This is a genomic window from Bacillus sp. FSL K6-1218 (assembly GCF_038006445.1).
Lineage (GTDB): Bacteria > Bacillota > Bacilli > Bacillales > Bacillaceae_G > Bacillus_A > Bacillus_A thuringiensis_S.
Genome location: NZ_JBBOVE010000001.1, coordinates 361,705 through 378,940, shown reverse-complemented (window position 1 = coordinate 378,940; position 17,236 = coordinate 361,705). Strand labels below are relative to the sequence as shown.

Genomic DNA, 17,236 nt, shown 5'->3' with positions numbered 1-17,236 from the left:
ATGTAATCAACAAACAGAATCATTTGAATTTAGTTTTATATAAATCCTACTTCTTCATAATGCCCCACCTAATTAATTATATTAAAATAATTTATACCCTCTTTTAATAAAAATAGACTTCCTCTAAAACAACACACATGAATTTCATATAATATGGAAATATTAAAAGGAAAATTGTTCTAAAATCAGGAGGTTTCCGCAATGACAAGTGATACATTTCCACAACTGCCGCTATCTTATTGGATTGAATCTACTCAATTTCCTACTTTCCCTCGTTTATCCGAAAATATAAAGACGAAAGTTGCTATTATCGGTGCTGGTATTACAGGTATTACTACTGCCTATTTACTTGCAAAAGAAGGCATCGATGTTGTTTTAATTGATTCTGGTCGTATTTTAAACGGAACGACTGGGCATACAACAGCGAAAGTAACAGCACAACATGATCTTATTTATGATGAATTAATAAATCATTTCGGTGTAGAAAAGGCCCGGCTTTACTATGAATCAAATAATAAGGCTCTACAATTCATAAATAAAACTGTTCAAACATATAAAATCGACTGTAATTTCTCAAATGAAGATTCATATTTATATACAACTACTGATAACGGATTAAGAAATTTATCGAAAGAATATGAAGCTTATCAAAAATTAAATATACCTTGTGACTATGTTCAATCTCTATCGATTCCTATTCCAGTACAATCTGCGCTTGTAATGAAAAATCAAGCACAATTCCATCCCCTTCTTTATTTAAAAACACTTTTAGAAAAGTTTGTGGAGATGGGCGGAAAGGTCTACGAACAAACAACAGCTATGGATGTGGAAAAGGGCGATTATCCACAAATAATTACAAAAGAGGGCCATCATATCACTTGTGAATATGTCGTCTCTTGTTCACATTTTCCTTTTTATGATGCGAATAGCTTTTTCTTTACGCGAATGTACGCAGAACGCTCCTACGCTCTTGCAATAAAAGCAAAAACGGAGTATCCAGGTGGCATGTATTTAAGTATTGATGATCCAAAGCGCTCCTTACGCTATATAACAAACAATGGAGAAAAATTAATTTTGATTGGCGGAGAGAGTCATAAAACAGGTCAGGGAATAAATACGATGCTTCATTATGAAGCACTCTATTCTTTTGCTGAAGCCACTTTTGGAATAGATGAAGTTCCTTATAGATGGTCAGCACAAGATTTAATTACTCTAGATAAGCTTCCTTATATCGGACATATTAACGAAAGAAATCCAAATATATTTGTTGCAACTGGATATCGCAAATGGGGAATGACAACTGGAACTGCTGCCGCTCACCTACTGAAGGACTCCATCCTAAAAGTTCACAGTCCCTATAAAGAACTGTATGCACCATCACGCTTCCATGCAAATCCAGATATAAAAACGTTCCTCTCCCAAAACATTGATGTTGCGAAACATTTAATTGCAGGAAAGATTGAAACCGCATTACGTAAGCCAGAAGATCTCGAAGTTGGTGAAGGATCTGTCGTACATGTTAACGGTAAACGAGCAGGTGCTTATAAGGACAAAGAAGGAAAATTACATATCGTCGATACAACTTGTACACATCTCGGCTGTGAAGTTGAATGGAATAATGGTGATTGTACTTGGGATTGCCCTTGCCATGGTTCTCGTTTTTCAATTGAGGGAGACGTTCTTGAAGGCCCAGCAGATCAACCGTTAAAACGAGTTGATAATGAGTAAACAAATAAAGAAGTTCAACAGAATTACTGTTGAACTTCTTTATTTGTTATAAACCCTTTTCAGATAAAATTCGACACAAGGAGGAAAATATTAACATTAAATAAAATAATATATTCATCTACAAATTAAAAGGGGTGAATATTATGCAACCTTCAGCTCCACCTCATCTAGAATCTACAGAAACTATCTTTCCAAGCTCTATTACAAAACTTGTTGTTTTTATTTGTTGGCTAGCCATTTTAGCTGATGGATATGATTTAGGTATTTACGGTGCCGTTCTACCAAAGCTCCTAGAAGACAAAAGCTGGGCGCTATCACCAGCGCACGCTGGTACAATTGCAAGCTATGCTTTATTTGGGATGTTTATTGGGGCTATTCTAGTTGGAACGATTACAGATCTAATTGGGCGTAAATGGACGCTTATATGCTGTTTAGCACTTTTTTCTATCACAATGGGTTTAGCGGCTATCGCTCCTTCTCCTGAGTTATTTGGATTATCTCGATTTATAGGAGGAATCGGATTAGGCGGTGTTATCCCTACGGCTTCAGCACTCACTGTTGAATATTCACTCAAAAAAAGGCAATCTTTTATTTATGCTCTTATGTTTACTGGCTATCCTTTAGGTATCGTGTTAGGTGCTATTTTGTCCATGCTTATGTTAGAAGATTTCGGATGGAGAATTATGTTTGGTATCGGAATGATTCCACTACTCCTCATTCCTTTCATTATTCGCTATTTACCTGAGTCCATTCAATTTTTATTATCACGTAATCGCCAAGAAGAAGTGAAGCAAATTCTTAATCGTTTTCAAGTTGAATTTCATGTAAAAGATAAAACTCATCAAGACCCATCTACTATACGAAAGAAAAATGGATTTTTTACTTTATTCTCAAAAGAATACATAAAAGCAACGCTACTTTTTTGGATCACTTATATAATGGGAATGTTTTTAATATATGGTTTAAACACTTGGTTACCACAGATGATGCGCCAGGCAGGATATCCTCTTGGGTCTAGTCTGTCATTTCTACTTATGCTAAATATTACCGCAGCTATCGGCGCATTATTCGCTGGAGCAATTGCTGATCGTATAGGAGCAAAAATTGTTATTAGCATCTCTTATCTTATGGCAGCCATATGTATCGGACTATTAACAATCAAACCATCTGTTACAATCATTTATCTTTTAATTGGCCTTGCTGGTATTGGATCAGTCGGTATTACTCAAATATTAAATGCATATGTAACACAATACTTCCCATCACATATCCGAGCTACCTCCTTAGGCTGGGGACTGGGGCTTGGCCGAGTTGGTGCAATTGCTGGCCCTATTCTCGTCGGTATTATTATGACAATGCAATATGACTTAGCATGGAATTTTTACTTATTCTCCTTTGCAGGTCTTATCGCAGCTATATCTGTTTTCTTCATTCCTACAAAATAAAAGAGCACAAACTTACTTGTGCTCTTTTTCATATGCTTCAAACAACATATCTCGAAACAATGTATTTAAACTCTCAATATCGATTCCTGATCCCTTTTCAATTCCTTTTACATATTCCTGATAGTAATGAATTTGTTCTTCTAAAAATTGATTTAGCACCTTAATTTTCAATCCAACATCTAATTCAGTACCTGCTTTTTTCTTTATTAACAACTTTTCAATTTCATCTAATACGCTACGTTCTAATGATAATTCTGTAATCAATCGGTCAAATTCTACAGGAGGTAAAGTCGTTTTCTCTTCTAGCCACTTACAAGCTAAAATGGGACGTAATACATAAAAGTACTTTTTCAGCTTTACATTCTCACCTTGCAAAAATTCACGATAATTTTTCGACGCCATATGTAAATAATGATATATCGTTGCTTTTGGATCAAAATTCTTCTCACTCATCTGTTGAAGTAGTTCTGGAAAATTAGAGTTTTTCGAATAAAAAATTGGTGATCGAATCCACTCAAGTAAAGCAGGATTCGACTTCGCGAATAGTTGCAACGCCTTTTTAATATCCCAACCACTTATATCTAAATCATCACTAATTGGATATTCAATTACATCTCGTTTGTCATGAATTGATAAATACCATTCTACCGGATGTATATAAACAAACCTAACATCATAATCGCTATCTTTCGATGGAAAACCCCAAGCACGACTCCCTGATTCTACCGCAAATAAAATTTTCACATCATTCTCTTTTTCAATTCTTTCTAACTCCAACTCGATTTTCTCTCTCATTGCATAACACCTCCATTTTTTGATTATTTCCTTGGAAATTCGACAAATACAATACTAATTTTACTACATACCAAAAAAACTGTCAGAAATTACTGACAGCCTAATGAAACGTCTATTGTTGCTTTTCGATTACAGTAGTAGCAATTCGTTCAAACTCTTTTTGAATCTCCTCTTTATATGCATCTACTATTGAAAAATCCATAGCAGCAATATAAATTCGTTCTAATTTATCACGAACCGATTTTGCTTTCGCTAAGAAAGACATCGCCTCATTCATTTTTGCTTTATATTGAATGGAGACATCACGAATTTCCTTCGCATATTTCTCATCCGTCCCTGGCGTAACAATAAGGGCATACATATCAATAATTTCATCACCCTCGCGACTTGGAAAATATTCATGTGGTGCAGTGCTATCAAAAATTGCAAAGCCTAATTCTCTTACGATAACCATATCAAGACTATTCGGGTCAAATCCGCAATGATATACTTCAACTTCAAACCCTTTTTCTTCAGCTGCCTTAGCTAACTTTTTGAGCATCGTTGATTTTCCAGAACCTGGGCGCCCTTTTATAAAATAACGATGTGGTAACCCTTCTGTTAAATTAGGGACAAAATCAACTGCTCCTTTCGGTGTAGCAGCTCCTAAAAAACGATGTTTTACAAGCGATTGTCTCCCGCTTTTATCTGCAAATAATTTCTGGATTAGCTGATTGGTTAGTTCATTTGCTTTATTAAAATCTATATTATCAATATATATCTTCTCCCACTCATCATGTATAACCAATGCCTCTTTAAAACGTGCGTAAGCAGAATGAAAAGCTTTGCTTGCTTCTGAAACAAATCTTTCAATTTCTAACTTCTGCTTTCTTAGTTTATCTGAGTCCCAAGCAATTCCTAAATTTATATACTCTTCAACAACTCCTGGCATTTTTGGCTCAATAACATGCGGCGATGTCCCATCAACAATTCCTGCTTTTAATTTTGGGATAATTACACCATCAACCGATTTATTGTCAGAAGAACAATGTAAAAATTCAATATCATATCCTTTTTCAACCCATTCACGACCGATTGCCTTTATTAAAGAAGATTTCCCCGTTCCTGGGCCACCCTTTAAGATAAATAATCTGTCTAACCCTTTTAAATTCTCTTCGTATAAATTATGAAATCCCCTAGCTGTATTACCACCAGCATAATAATTCAATACATTTCCTGTCACTGCACTCACTCCTTCGCAGCATTCTATTTACATAAGCTACAATATGCGCGTAGCTTTATTTGGGTGAATACCTATTTTGTATTGCACGCAAAAAGGAAATGAATTACAATTTAACTATCGGAAAATTCCAATTTCAAAAATTAAATACTTCTTTATCCAGAGAGGCAGAGGGACCGGCCCTTTGAAGCCCAGCAACCTCAGTTTATACAAACTGAATAGGTGCTAATTCCTGCAAAATGCATTGCATTTTGGAAGATAAAACTCAACTAGCATGTAAAGCTCACCTTTCTTGATATTGAAGGGTGAGCTTTTTATTATTTGAAAAACATATATTGGAGGTATGTAAAATGAAAGTAATTGATCTATCGCAAACATTTGAAAATAATATGTCTCAATTTCCTGGAACACCTAAAATACAACTAGAAGCTGTTACAAGTGTTGAAGAATCAGGATATCAAGTTACAGATTTTCATTCTGTCGTTCATGTTGGCACGCATTGTGATGCCCCTGCGCATTTTATTTCAGGCGCAACGACCATCGATCAATTACCGCTGGATCAATTTGTAGGCGAAGCTGTTCTTATAGATGTAACACATATTCAAGAGCGAAAATTACCTAAGGCAGTATTGCATAATACTGACATAAAAGAAGGTGATATTGTTATTTTTCATTCTAATCTATCCACTAAATGGAATACAGAAGCTTATGAGAAGGAAGCATTTTATCTTTCTGAAGAATTAGCTAAAGAACTAGTGCGATTAAAGGTAAAATCTATCGGTTTAGATTTCATTTCTCCTGATGAAGTCACAACAGAAACATCACCGATTCATCACATATTACTAGGGAATAATATTTATTTAATCGAAAACTTAACAAATCTAGATGCTATCGAAGCAAAACGTTTCTTTTTCTCAGCCGCACCTTTAAAAATTAAAAATAGTGACGGTGCTTTCGCAAGAGCATTTGCTGTTATATTTTAAACACAACCTATAAAGTGAACCTTTAATCAGTGGGGGTTTTGTTCATCCCACACCTAACTTCTTTGCTTCCGCTGAATTTTGAGGTGGGGGTCTTACTGCCCGGCAAATAGCGGGATAAAAAAAGCAAAGGCCACTACTGGTCTTTGCTTCTATATTTTCTATTTAAATTAAGAAAGAATTGTTCCACACGGGGACGCACCCAAGCTAAACAATCTATCTCTTTCTTCTTTGTGCAAGCTATCTCTTCTCCATCTACCATTTCAACAAGTTCTAGTTCTAACAGTTGTCTCGTGAATGCTAACATATTCACTTCTTCGGATGGATACTCTTCTTTTAATTTCTCCTCAATTTCTCCCAATAAAAAACCGTCACGCATCATTGCCAATGCATCAATCCAAAGTGGCGGCATTTCATATTTTTCTCCTGTAATTGTATCTTTTACAATATAATTCTTTTGCTCTTTTCGAAATTGAATCGTGTGTAAACATACAGTCGAATTTAATGTTAATTCCATCATACCACCTCTTTCATAATATCTGCATAGAAAAAAGGATGCGCGTGCACCCCTTCTTATCTTTTCATAACACTACTGAACCGTTACATGAGCAATCAATCTCATGTCGATATTTTCCTCCATTATAAACGAAGTATTTTATAAAAAAAACCCTTCTTGAAACATTTTATAAAATGTTTATATTTACACAACAAGAACACTTTTCTGAAAAATCTTTTCTCCCAATACATTAAACGGTCGGCAGAAAAATTTCGACTTTCGTTCCTACTCCTAGACTACTTTGGATCGTGATACTCCCTTGATGTTCCTTAATAATTTTATATGTAATCATTAATCCAAGTCCTGTACCATTCTCCTTTGTTGTGTAAAACGCCTTTCCAATTTTTTTCAACTTCTCATTCTCTATACCAAATCCTTGGTCTTCAACAGAAATACACAAATGTCCTTTCGTTTTTTGATATGCACGGATATGAATTTCTCCACCCTCTGGCATTGATTCTATTCCATTTTTAATGATATTTAATAACACTTGTTTTAATTGCTTATCATCACCGTTTATAGCCGGTAAATTCCCATCTACTTGTAAATGACATTTAACTCTATATTGCGTTGCATAACTTTCCATTAGATGCACAACATATAGAAGGATGTCTCGTATATTACACCTTTCATAATTTGTTGGCTTTGGTTTTCCTAACAACATCAATTCACTAACAAATCCATTAACCCTTTCAATTTCTTGTAACATAATGTCGTAGCTCATCGTATCAGCTGGATTTCTTTCTTTTTGCATTTGCGTAAACCCTTTTAACGCTGTTAACGGATTTCGAATTTCATGGGCAATTGTTGTAGACATAGTCCCAATCACAGCTAAATTTTCCGTCTCTTTCATATTGTTCATCATTTCAACCACTGTTCTTACATAAGATTGAAATCGTTTTAATAAAGAATGTGAAATAATGAAATAGAATACACATAAAACAAGTGGAATTACCACTTTTAAATCTTGTAATAGCAATGTGAAAAATACGTACTTTCCAATTACACTAAAGGAAACTAAATAAAAGTATTTTCTATTCACGAAAACTGGGGCAAATAAAATTAATAACATTTCTACCATACTACCATGTTCAAAAGGTCTATCCGTTCGCAAATAAATCATTAAATTATTAACAAGATTGATAAACATGTACCCAAATAAAAATAAATATTTTACAGAATATACATACCCTCTTTTTTGAAGATATATAGAAATAGGAAATATTGCTATTACAAATATAGGCACACCTATCCCAAGACTACCTTCTGGCCAACCTACCGCTGTTCCACTAATATTCATAGCAGGATACACAAAATAATATATAGCGTCATATAAAAAGAATATAATATAGAATAATAATATAAATACCTTTAAGGCTCTTCTTTCTTCATAAATCAAGCTCTTGTATTTGTTCATATAAAAACTCCCCTTGATCGATACAAAAAACTTTCATTGTTATCTCCTTAAAGTATAAGTATGAAATTGCTTTCAGGGCAATATTTAACCTTATAATACTAAAAGGAAGGAGATCTCTCCTTCCTTTTGGTAACAAATTACACCCATCTTACCCTGTCATGTAACAATCCATCAGTAAAATTATTATGCCCCATTACACAATCCTTCATATATAAATTTAAATACTCACCGTACTTACTTTCTGTATTTAATAACAACTCCTCGACGTAATAAGCACCTTGTTCAAATTGATCTAAAAGTAAACTGGACAAGCCCGCATAAATCCCGCACCCTACCTGAAAATACGTTGCATTCGTTTTATATTTACGAAAAACTTGGCTACTATTCATCACATTATACATATATGTCTCACTATTTTCATAAACGAGTAACACACCGACCAAGTCCTCTCCAGCAACCTCTTCTTCCGCTGGATTAAACACTTTACGATTCCAGTTCCATAAATCTTCTACTTGATCTAAATTCTGTCTAATTATATTTGTTGTATACTCATTAATTCGGTAAAGAAAACCAACTTCCATATTAAAGTTTTTCCCTAAAATTAATACTTCCTCATGTGGCATTAAACAACCATAGAATTCTTTTTCTCCTAACTTCACTTTATACTCTGAAGCATATACATCTTCATAAAAGTAAAGAGGACGATGATGACTCATATACATCGGATAACTCCAGATTGCTTCATCTAAAAATCGCTCTACTGCCCATGAAGCATAAAGTGTATGTGGCTTTATAAGCGCTGTATCATTCAAAAACGACGTGTCATGTTCTACAATATAACATGCTCTTGGCCTTTCGTTTGGTCGTTCCTTCATAAGTTCAACAACCATCCATTGAACAACACCTGGATTCATACCTGAACCTATAATCGCTTTTGTATTTGTAAATTTCTCTTTCTCCTTCTCAAACCTTGTATATCTTTCCGTAAGCTGAAAGCCGATTAAGCTATCGTCCTGATCTACGGCCTCATTTTCCAAGGCTGAATTAATATAACAAATTCCTAGTTCATTACAGCAGCTTAATACTCTAATTGTATCTGCCCCTGAAACATCAATCACAACACTCGTTCTTTTTTCTTTTAAATGTTGTTTAAATTCCACTACATTTTGAAGGTTTATTTCATATAAATATAAGCGACCTTTCAAATTCGAAAACAACTCATCATAATAAGTCCTATCTTTTTGTTTTATATCCACCAAATGAAATTTGGCATTCTTTAATACTTCATAAATTGGATCTTTTTCATTTGCTATCGCTTGATTTAAAATTGCTAAAACTGCTTTTGCTGCTCCACCAGCACTACCAAGCAATGTAATTGATAACGAATTCGGAAACTGCTCCACAAACAAAACCCCTTTAATAAATTAGTTGAGCAGCTCCTCCTCAAAAAATAAATTGAATACATAAAAGATAGCTCGTACATATTTCTTTATAAATTAGTACAAAATTATTTTTAAAAAGATCACACTATAATATATTTATATTCAATTCATTTTTCCCCTCATATCCAAATTAAACTAAATAAATAGGCTCGACCTTTTCTTCTGCATATAAAAGAAAAAGTCAGCCCTTTCAACTAATCTACGGACAATGGACGGATTTTACATGTTGAATATTCATATACATTTTTGCATCACGTGCTTTTGATATTTCAATATGACCTTCATCAATTTTCGCCATTTTTCCAATTTTATTGGACTCCTCACCTAAATCAAACACCATAATTTTCCCAGTCATTTTAATAAGCTGTTCTTCAAATGTTCTAGCTAACGTAATATTTAACGGATTTACGGGGAGTTCATTTTTATTGAGGGCGTACGGTACTTGGTTTTCTTTATACGGAATTAACCATTTTAAATGCTTTAAAGATATATATACCGTTTTATAAACCGGACTATAAAAAACAATATAGTCGTTCATCACACTTGTAACATAACCATGTATTGGAGCATTTCCTGCTACATAAACTTCTGTAAAAATACCTTTAGAAGTACTTAATACTTTTCTCAAAGAAATTGAAGGGGATTCCCTCTTAATTACAGAATCAACATCTGGTTTTGATATTTCTTCATCATATGGTCTTAAAAATTTATAGTATTGTACATGATATAAAGATATATATACGTAATCTTGTCCATTGTAAAGAACAACGATATCATTTCCTACATCAATTAATACACCTTTAAATCTTTTTTCACCGATTAATTTAACATATATATTTTCTCCAATACTTTTGTTTAACTCATTCATCTATATCCTCCTTCCTATGAATTTCTTCTTACCTGTCTTCCATTTCTAAAAAAATAATCAGGGCAAAGTTCTGTTTTAATAGTAAGTAATTCCTTTTCATACTATCGAAATAAGAAATTGTTCTTCTCTTTCCCTCATAATGCCCCTCTTATTTATTAAACATTATTCATCTTCATTCTTTTTACATTTCACTACTTGACTCACACTCTTAATATGATAATTAATGATATAAATAACTTCATCACCGTTTACTAGCGTAATATATTCTTCATGCACTTCACTTAATAGGCCTTCTACACACTCTGGGCCGCCACGATTAATCTTTACCCACTTATACTTCAAGTCACGTAATACATCGACAAAAGTATCATCATCAGAGCAGAAACATGAAACATAGCCATCGCCACATTTACTTTCTTTCACTTTCTTAACTAGACTCTTCACATGTTTCAATTGGTAATATACTAATTCACCAAGAGGAAGTTGTAATGTAAGGTAATCTCTTCCTAACGATACAAGTACCCCCACTCGACTCTCTGGTCCACGAAGATTTACTTTTACAGTCTCACCGACTAAGCCTTTAATTTGTTCACAGCATAATATACTTTCCAAATTTGTATCCTCCTTTCTTATTATCTTCCTCTACTTGACTGTCTTTGTGCGCGAGCTCGACCCGAATTATTACTTTCACTATCACTATCGCTTTCACTGTCGCTTTCTTCGCTCTCTCTACAAGGTACTGTTACACTCTTAATATGAGATACTGCAACTAATATAACTTCTTCTTTTACAATTAGTGTCACAAATTCACAAGAAACATCTTGTAAAATACCTTCAACTTTCTCTGGGCCACCACGATTAATTTTCACCCAGCAATATTTGAAGCTTTGAAGTAACTTTTCAAAGTCATCTTCACATTCACATTCCAACCATCTGCAATCATCTGCTTTACAATCTTTCGCATTTTTTGTAATACTTTTCAGATGACGAATCTGATAGTAATAGAGCTCTCCTTTTTCATTCTTTAATACAAAGTAATCCGAACATACAGCGACTATTGTCCCTTTTTGAGATTCTGGACCACCCCTGTTTACTCTCACAAAAGATCCAATTAAGTCTTTCAGAAAATCACAATGAAATAAACTCACGAGAAAACCCCTTCCATTAATTTATAAGCTTTTGCACTGATAGTATATGTATCTGTACAGGTTACGTTCTCTATGTTTGTCCTAGCTAGAAAAAAATATGCTTTTAACATGGTAGACTACTACCTATCAAAAATATAAGAAATTCTGCGTGCCCATTAGGATTTTGATACATTTAAACAAAAAATCCCGTATGAAGATACATTTCTGCATATCTTCATACGGGATTTCCCTAAGTTTAGTCTTCGTCTTTAACATCCATATCTTCTGGAATTGGTTCATTTAATATTTCTTCCACTAACTGCTTATATTTCTCCATTTGTTCTAAATGTGTATTGAATTGTTCTTTATTTACTAAATATTGCTCTCCATCGAATAGCGCACGAATTTTCTTTTGCTGAATTAACTCTTCAATATACGATTTCGGTAAATTCAAATACTCCGCAGTCTCTTCTACTGTTATATACAATGCGTTCATTCCTTTATTATTTTTTCATCTATACTGTATCTTACTTTATTTTTGTAAACAAATAAAAAAGATTTTGTAAATGCAGTTCAAAAAGCAGGTAGATGCATTCCATATATTGTATAGTATTATATAGTAAGAATTTTTTAAATATAGAATGGTATTACCCATTTACACAAAGGAGAGTTAACATATGGCTACTCGTCACATCATTACAATGTTAGAAAAAACACTACAAGTTGAAACAGAAAACACAATTTCTCATTTGAATGTATCTTTATCTGATCGTTTTCTTTCTCAAAGCACAGCAATACATGAAAACAATTGTTATCATACAATTGGTGAATGGTACAAAAATCATTTCTTATTCCAACAAGATGATTTCCTTTGGGCTAAATATGCTTTCTATGACGCATATTGTGAAGCCATCAAAAAACAAGGCCATCTTACAAAACGCGTCCGTCAAATATTAGAATCATTGGCTCGAAAACACGGAAAACAGTATATTGCTTCTATACTAAATATGCCATTTCCTAATGAACGCGCTAAAGGGACAGCGTAATTTAGCCATGTTCTGCGTAAGCAAAACATAGCTAAATTGTTGTCTAGGATGCTTTACCAATAAAATGTTCATATCATATGAACTGATGAAACCGGTGTCATTATAATGATTGAAAATATAGTAAACAGGAAAACCCCCACGTACATCTCTCATCCACTTGAATAGAGAAATACGTGGGGGTATACTTGTTCCTTATTATTTCATCATCTGCTTAATCAGTTCGCGATTTCTCTTCTTAAATACTTCATTATGAGAAGAAACCATTCCGTACTCACTTGCATCTGGTTGGATAAATTGTTTTGCTTTATTCACAGCATTTCCAGCATCTTGGAATGCACCTGCAATTAAGTGTAGTTTCCCTTCGTGCTTTAAAATATCTCCAGCAGCATATAATCCATCTACTGAAGACTCACTATTTGCATTACCTGCAATATAATAATTATCTATAATTGCAACGTCTAACTCACTATTTTCTAATAATGTAATGTCGCGTTCATATCCATGATTAATAATAACTTCATCAATAGGTAAATGAGAAACCTCACCTGTTTCATGATTTGTTAATTCTACATATTCGATCGCTTCATGATTATCACCAGCAATTAATTTTGTAATCGATGTATTAAAGAAACACTCCGCTGAGCTGTTCATAAGTTGTTTTACTTGTGCTTCATGACCAGATAATTCTTCTTTTCTATAGGTTACATACACTTTTTTCGCAATTGGTTCCAATTCATTTGCCCAATCAACAGCAGAATTGCCTCCGCCGGAAATAATGACCGTCTTACCTTTGAAACGCTTTAAAGATTTCACTGTATAATTTAAATTCGATACTTCAAATCGCTCAGCACCTTCAATAGATAACTTTTGCGGTTTCAATATACCACTTCCTGTTGCGACGATAACTGTTTTTGAAAAGTGTTCTTCGCCATTGCTTGCTTTTAACGTAAAAGTGCCATCTTCGTTACGAATAATCGATTCTACTTTTGCATTTAATACCACTTCTGGCTTAAATGTTAGCCCTTGCTGTACAAGTTGTTCAATTAATTTATCACCTGTAACTGGCAGCAGCCCTCCTACATCCCAAATCATCTTCTCTGGATAAACATGTATTTTTCCACCTAACTGTGGTTGAAATTCTATTATTTTCGTTTTCATTTCTCTGAGTCCACTATAAAAAGCTGAATAAAGCCCTGCAGGTCCTCCGCCTATCACGGTTACATCAAACAATTCTTCTTGATTCATTCGTGTCACTCCTCAGCTACTAGTTGTTGATTATCATTCTCAATAAAATATAACCTGTTTCCGCAAAATTTACAATCAAAATTACTATTGACAATACACCTATATAAAATTATATTATTTAAAGAATCAATAGTGATAATCATTATCAATTTGTTAATAATTAGCAAATTGAGATTACATCTTCTTTTATTAATATGGTTAATACTATATTATAAAATCTCATATTCAAGATTTTTAATAAATTATTTTGCATTACCACTACTCTTTCAAAAATATTACAGTTAAACAAATTATTGTATACACATATCATCTATGCTAAAGGAGAAAGACGATGAAAAAGTTATTTATTTCACTAACAGTTCTTTTCGTTCTTGTTATGAGTGCTTGTAGCAATGGCTCTACAGACAAAAAGAACGATGCAAAAGGTAGCAAATCAGAAACAATTACATACCAATCTGAAAATGGTAAAGTAGAAGTTCCTGCAAATCCAAAACGCGTTGTTGTATTATCATCATTCGCTGGTAACGTAATGTCATTAGATGTAAATCTTGTTGGGGTAGATTCATGGTCTAAACAAAACCCACGTTTTGATAGCAAGCTTAAAAATGTTGCTGAAGTATCAGATGAAAATGTTGAAAAAATCGCTGAACTAAATCCAGATTTAATCATCGGTTTATCAAATATTAAAAATGTCGATAAGTTAAAGAAAATCGCTCCTACTGTAACATACACTTACGGAAAAGTTGATTACTTAACACAGCATTTAGAAATTGGTAAGTTATTAAACAAAGAAAAAGAAGCAAAAACTTGGGTTGATGACTTCAAGAAACGTGCACAAGACGCTGGTAAAGAAATTAAAGCAAAAATCGGTGAAGATGCAACAGTTTCTGTTGTAGAAAACTTCAACAAACAGCTTTATGTATACGGCGAGAACTGGGGCCGCGGAACAGAAATCCTGTACCAAGAAATGAAATTAAAAATGCCTGAAAAAGTAAAAGAAAAAGCATTAAAAGAAGGTTACTACGCATTATCTACTGAGGTATTACCTGAATTTGCTGGTGATTACTTAATCGTAAGTAAAAATAAAGATACTGATAACTCATTCCAAGAGACAGAATCATATAAAAACATCCCAGCAGTAAAAAATAATCGCGTATATGAAGCAAACATGATGGAATTCTATTTCAATGATCCACTTACATTAGATTTCCAACTAGACTTCTTCAAGAAGAACTTTCTTGGTAAATAATACAAACATGAGGAATTCTTAATTTAAGAATTCCTCTTCCTTTATTCTATGAACAGAAAAGATGTGAAACGAATGACCAAAGATCATGAAAATCCACGTTCTATAGCTTTTACATACAAACTAATTTTAAGCTTAATTGCATTCTTTCTTATTTTTATGGTTGCAATGGTATTAGGTGCTGCAGATACTTCGATAAAAGATGTATGGTTAGCACTCACTTCCTCCGCTAAAGGAGACAAAATATCTATTATTCGAGAAATACGTTTACCACGTGAAGTTGCTGCTATTTTTGTAGGAGCTGGATTAGCCGTTTCTGGAGCAATTATGCAAGGATTAACACGAAATCCACTTGCGGACCCTGGATTATTAGGGCTATCTGGTGGAGCAAATGCTGCGCTTGCACTAACACTTGCTTTCAATCCTTCCATCAGCTATCTTTACTTAACGTTAGCTTGCTTTATCGGTGCTGCAATTGGCGCAATTATGGTATTTGGAATTGGTATAGTGAAAAAAGGCGGCCTTTCTCCTCTTCGAATTGTATTAGCGGGCGCTGCAGTTTCAACATTTCTACTCGCAATTTCAGAAGGAATTGGCATTTACTTTAAAATTTCACAAGATGTATCACTTTGGACTGCTGGGGGCGTAATTGGAACAACTTGGAGCCAATTAAAAATTATTATTCCAGTCATTTCAATTAGTATCTTTATCGCTATCTTCCTAGCAAAAAAATTGACAGTTCTTAGTTTCAGTGAGGAAGTGGCTATTGGACTAGGTCAAAAAATTATTGTTATTAAAACTATTTTATTTATCATTATTATCTTACTTGCAGGTGCATCTGTAGCGCTTGTTGGAAATATGGCATTTATCGGTTTAATGGTACCTCACATGGTACGCCCAATTGTCGGTCCAGATTACCGATTTGTTATACCGATGTCAGCAATTGCTGGAGCTTCCTTTATGCTACTTGCAGATACAATCGGACGTACTATTAACGCTCCGTACGAAACACCAGTTGCGGCAATTGTCGCGATTGTAGGGTTACCATTCTTCCTATTCATTGTACGTAAAGGAGGAAAAACATTCTCATGATGCAATCTATTTTAAGAAAACAGCGTCTCATTATACTCGCTTTACTTATAGTAATCATCACAACCATTGTAGTTGGAATGGGACTTGGTTCAGCATCTTTATCTTATGATCGACTACTCCCAACATTAATGGGGCAAGGGACTTTTAAAGAGGAGTTCGTTTTATACTCTTTAAGACTACCTAGAATTGTTATTACATTATTAGCTGGTATGGCTCTCGCTTTATCAGGGGCTATATTCCAAGGAATTACCCGAAATGATTTAGCTGAACCTGGTATTCTTGGTATCAACTCTGGGGCCGGTGTTGCTGTTGCTATTTTCTTTTTATACTTTCCAATAGATGTAGGTTCATTTCTTTACTTACTACCTGTAGTTGGATTTATCGGAGCATTTCTGACAGCTGTTCTAATTTACGTATTTTCATATAGTAAATCAACTGGACTTCAGCCAATCCGATTAACATTAACCGGTATCGGTTTTGCATTTGCACTATCTGGAACGATGATTGTCCTTATTTCATCCGCAGATCGTATGAAAGTAGACTTTATTTCAAAATGGATTGCCGGAAATATTTGGGGAGATGACTGGATCTTCGTTTTAGCAATGCTCCCATGGTTAATCGTATTCATTCCGTTTATTTTCTATAAAGCAAATCGATTAAACATTTTAGCATTAAACGAACCAGTCGCAATTGGCGTTGGAATTGAAATTGAAAAAGAACGCAGATACTTATTAGTTGCAGCCGTTGCACTTGCAGCTGCAGCTGTTTCCGTAACAGGAGGAATTAGCTTTATCGGATTAATGGCTCCTCATATCGCGAAATCTTTAGTAGGTCCAAGACATCAAATCTTCATGCCTATCGCCCTTTTAATCGGCGGATGGCTATTATTATTAGCAGATACAATTGGACGAAATATCGTTGATCCTAATGGCATTCCAGCAGGTATTGTCGTTGCTTTAATTGGGGCTCCTTACTTTATGTATTTGTTACTTAAAAAAGCGTAAAAAACACCCTCAAGATCTTTTCTTGA

17 protein-coding genes and 1 riboswitch are annotated in these 17,236 nt (G+C 34.1%); of the genes, 7 read left to right on the top strand and 10 right to left on the bottom strand.

What is annotated here, in order from left to right:
• Positions 1-201 precede the first annotated feature (201 nt).
• The gene (locus MHI26_RS02015; protein ID WP_000199984.1) at positions 202-1,728 is read left to right on the top strand and encodes an FAD-dependent oxidoreductase; all 1,527 of its coding nucleotides are present in this window, start codon (positions 202-204) and stop codon (positions 1,726-1,728) included.
• Between the two features lie 143 nt (positions 1,729-1,871).
• Positions 1,872-3,173, top strand: a complete 1,302-nt coding sequence (locus tag MHI26_RS02010) for an MFS transporter (RefSeq protein WP_001183076.1) — start codon at positions 1,872-1,874, stop codon at positions 3,171-3,173.
• Positions 3,174-3,185: 12 nt separating this feature from the next.
• Here MHI26_RS02010 and MHI26_RS02005 read toward each other — a convergent pair whose 3' ends face one another.
• Both MHI26_RS02005 and MHI26_RS02000 read right to left on the bottom strand, forming a co-directional pair.
• Complete coding sequence (locus MHI26_RS02005) at positions 3,186-3,968, bottom strand: nucleotidyltransferase domain-containing protein (protein ID WP_001208235.1); 783 nt, start codon at positions 3,966-3,968, stop codon at positions 3,186-3,188.
• A gap of 112 nt (positions 3,969-4,080) precedes the next feature.
• Positions 4,081-5,190: a PRK06851 family protein gene (locus MHI26_RS02000; protein ID WP_000147468.1), complete on the bottom strand. Its 1,110-nt coding sequence runs from the start codon at positions 5,188-5,190 to the stop codon at positions 4,081-4,083.
• Positions 5,191-5,339: 149 nt separating this feature from the next.
• A riboswitch (SAM riboswitch) is annotated at positions 5,340-5,452 on the top strand.
• An 85-nt stretch (positions 5,453-5,537) separates the two neighbouring features.
• On the opposite strand from MHI26_RS02000, the gene MHI26_RS01995 reads away from it, so the two are divergent.
• Complete coding sequence (locus MHI26_RS01995; protein WP_000862977.1) at positions 5,538-6,170, top strand: cyclase family protein; 633 nt, start codon at positions 5,538-5,540, stop codon at positions 6,168-6,170.
• Between the two features lie 133 nt (positions 6,171-6,303).
• Here the strand turns inward: MHI26_RS01995 and MHI26_RS01990 are convergent, their stop codons facing one another.
• The 7 genes from MHI26_RS01990 to MHI26_RS01960 all read right to left on the bottom strand — a co-directional run bounded on the left by MHI26_RS01990 (position 6,304) and on the right by MHI26_RS01960 (position 12,073).
• Complete coding sequence (locus tag MHI26_RS01990) at positions 6,304-6,684, bottom strand: hypothetical protein (protein WP_000424116.1); 381 nt, start codon at positions 6,682-6,684, stop codon at positions 6,304-6,306.
• 229 nt (positions 6,685-6,913) lie between these two features.
• Positions 6,914-8,140: an ATP-binding protein gene (locus MHI26_RS01985; RefSeq protein ID WP_001046098.1), complete on the bottom strand. Its 1,227-nt coding sequence runs from the start codon at positions 8,138-8,140 to the stop codon at positions 6,914-6,916.
• A gap of 137 nt (positions 8,141-8,277) precedes the next feature.
• On the bottom strand, positions 8,278-9,543 hold the full coding sequence (locus MHI26_RS01980; RefSeq protein WP_061666189.1) for an S-adenosylmethionine decarboxylase related protein: 1,266 nt from the start codon (positions 9,541-9,543) through the stop codon (positions 8,278-8,280).
• Positions 9,544-9,781: 238 nt separating this feature from the next.
• Positions 9,782-10,450 carry a hypothetical protein gene (locus tag MHI26_RS01975; protein WP_001004280.1) on the bottom strand — a complete coding sequence of 223 codons (669 nt, stop codon included), beginning with the start codon at positions 10,448-10,450 and terminating at the stop codon, positions 9,782-9,784.
• Between the two features lie 162 nt (positions 10,451-10,612).
• Positions 10,613-11,062, bottom strand: a complete 450-nt coding sequence (locus tag MHI26_RS01970; RefSeq protein WP_061666188.1) for a hypothetical protein — start codon at positions 11,060-11,062, stop codon at positions 10,613-10,615.
• Between the two features lie 20 nt (positions 11,063-11,082).
• The gene (locus MHI26_RS01965) at positions 11,083-11,598 is read right to left on the bottom strand and encodes a hypothetical protein (RefSeq protein WP_000051530.1); all 516 of its coding nucleotides are present in this window, start codon (positions 11,596-11,598) and stop codon (positions 11,083-11,085) included.
• Positions 11,599-11,833: 235 nt separating this feature from the next.
• Positions 11,834-12,073 (bottom strand): helix-turn-helix domain-containing protein, encoded by a 240-nt coding sequence (locus MHI26_RS01960; protein WP_001998970.1) that lies wholly within the window; start codon positions 12,071-12,073, stop codon positions 11,834-11,836.
• A gap of 181 nt (positions 12,074-12,254) precedes the next feature.
• Here MHI26_RS01960 and MHI26_RS01955 point away from each other — a divergent pair, with 181 nt between their 5' ends.
• Complete coding sequence (locus MHI26_RS01955) at positions 12,255-12,623, top strand: hypothetical protein (protein WP_000235474.1); 369 nt, start codon at positions 12,255-12,257, stop codon at positions 12,621-12,623.
• A gap of 195 nt (positions 12,624-12,818) precedes the next feature.
• Here the strand turns inward: MHI26_RS01955 and MHI26_RS01950 are convergent, their stop codons facing one another.
• The gene (locus tag MHI26_RS01950; protein ID WP_001070936.1) at positions 12,819-13,868 is read right to left on the bottom strand and encodes an NAD(P)/FAD-dependent oxidoreductase; all 1,050 of its coding nucleotides are present in this window, start codon (positions 13,866-13,868) and stop codon (positions 12,819-12,821) included.
• A gap of 331 nt (positions 13,869-14,199) precedes the next feature.
• Here MHI26_RS01950 and MHI26_RS01945 point away from each other — a divergent pair, with 331 nt between their 5' ends.
• The 3 genes from MHI26_RS01945 to MHI26_RS01935 are packed head-to-tail and all read left to right on the top strand — an operon-like array spanning position 14,200 to position 17,210.
• Positions 14,200-15,117: an iron-hydroxamate ABC transporter substrate-binding protein gene (locus MHI26_RS01945; protein WP_061666187.1), complete on the top strand. Its 918-nt coding sequence runs from the start codon at positions 14,200-14,202 to the stop codon at positions 15,115-15,117.
• A gap of 48 nt (positions 15,118-15,165) precedes the next feature.
• A complete protein-coding gene (locus MHI26_RS01940; protein WP_061666186.1) occupies positions 15,166-16,206 on the top strand; it encodes a FecCD family ABC transporter permease in 1,041 nt (346 codons plus the stop codon).
• Complete coding sequence (locus MHI26_RS01935; RefSeq protein ID WP_000983750.1) at positions 16,203-17,210, top strand: FecCD family ABC transporter permease; 1,008 nt, start codon at positions 16,203-16,205, stop codon at positions 17,208-17,210. Before MHI26_RS01940 ends, MHI26_RS01935 begins: the two co-directional genes overlap by 4 nt.
• Positions 17,211-17,236: the final 26 nt, after the last annotated feature.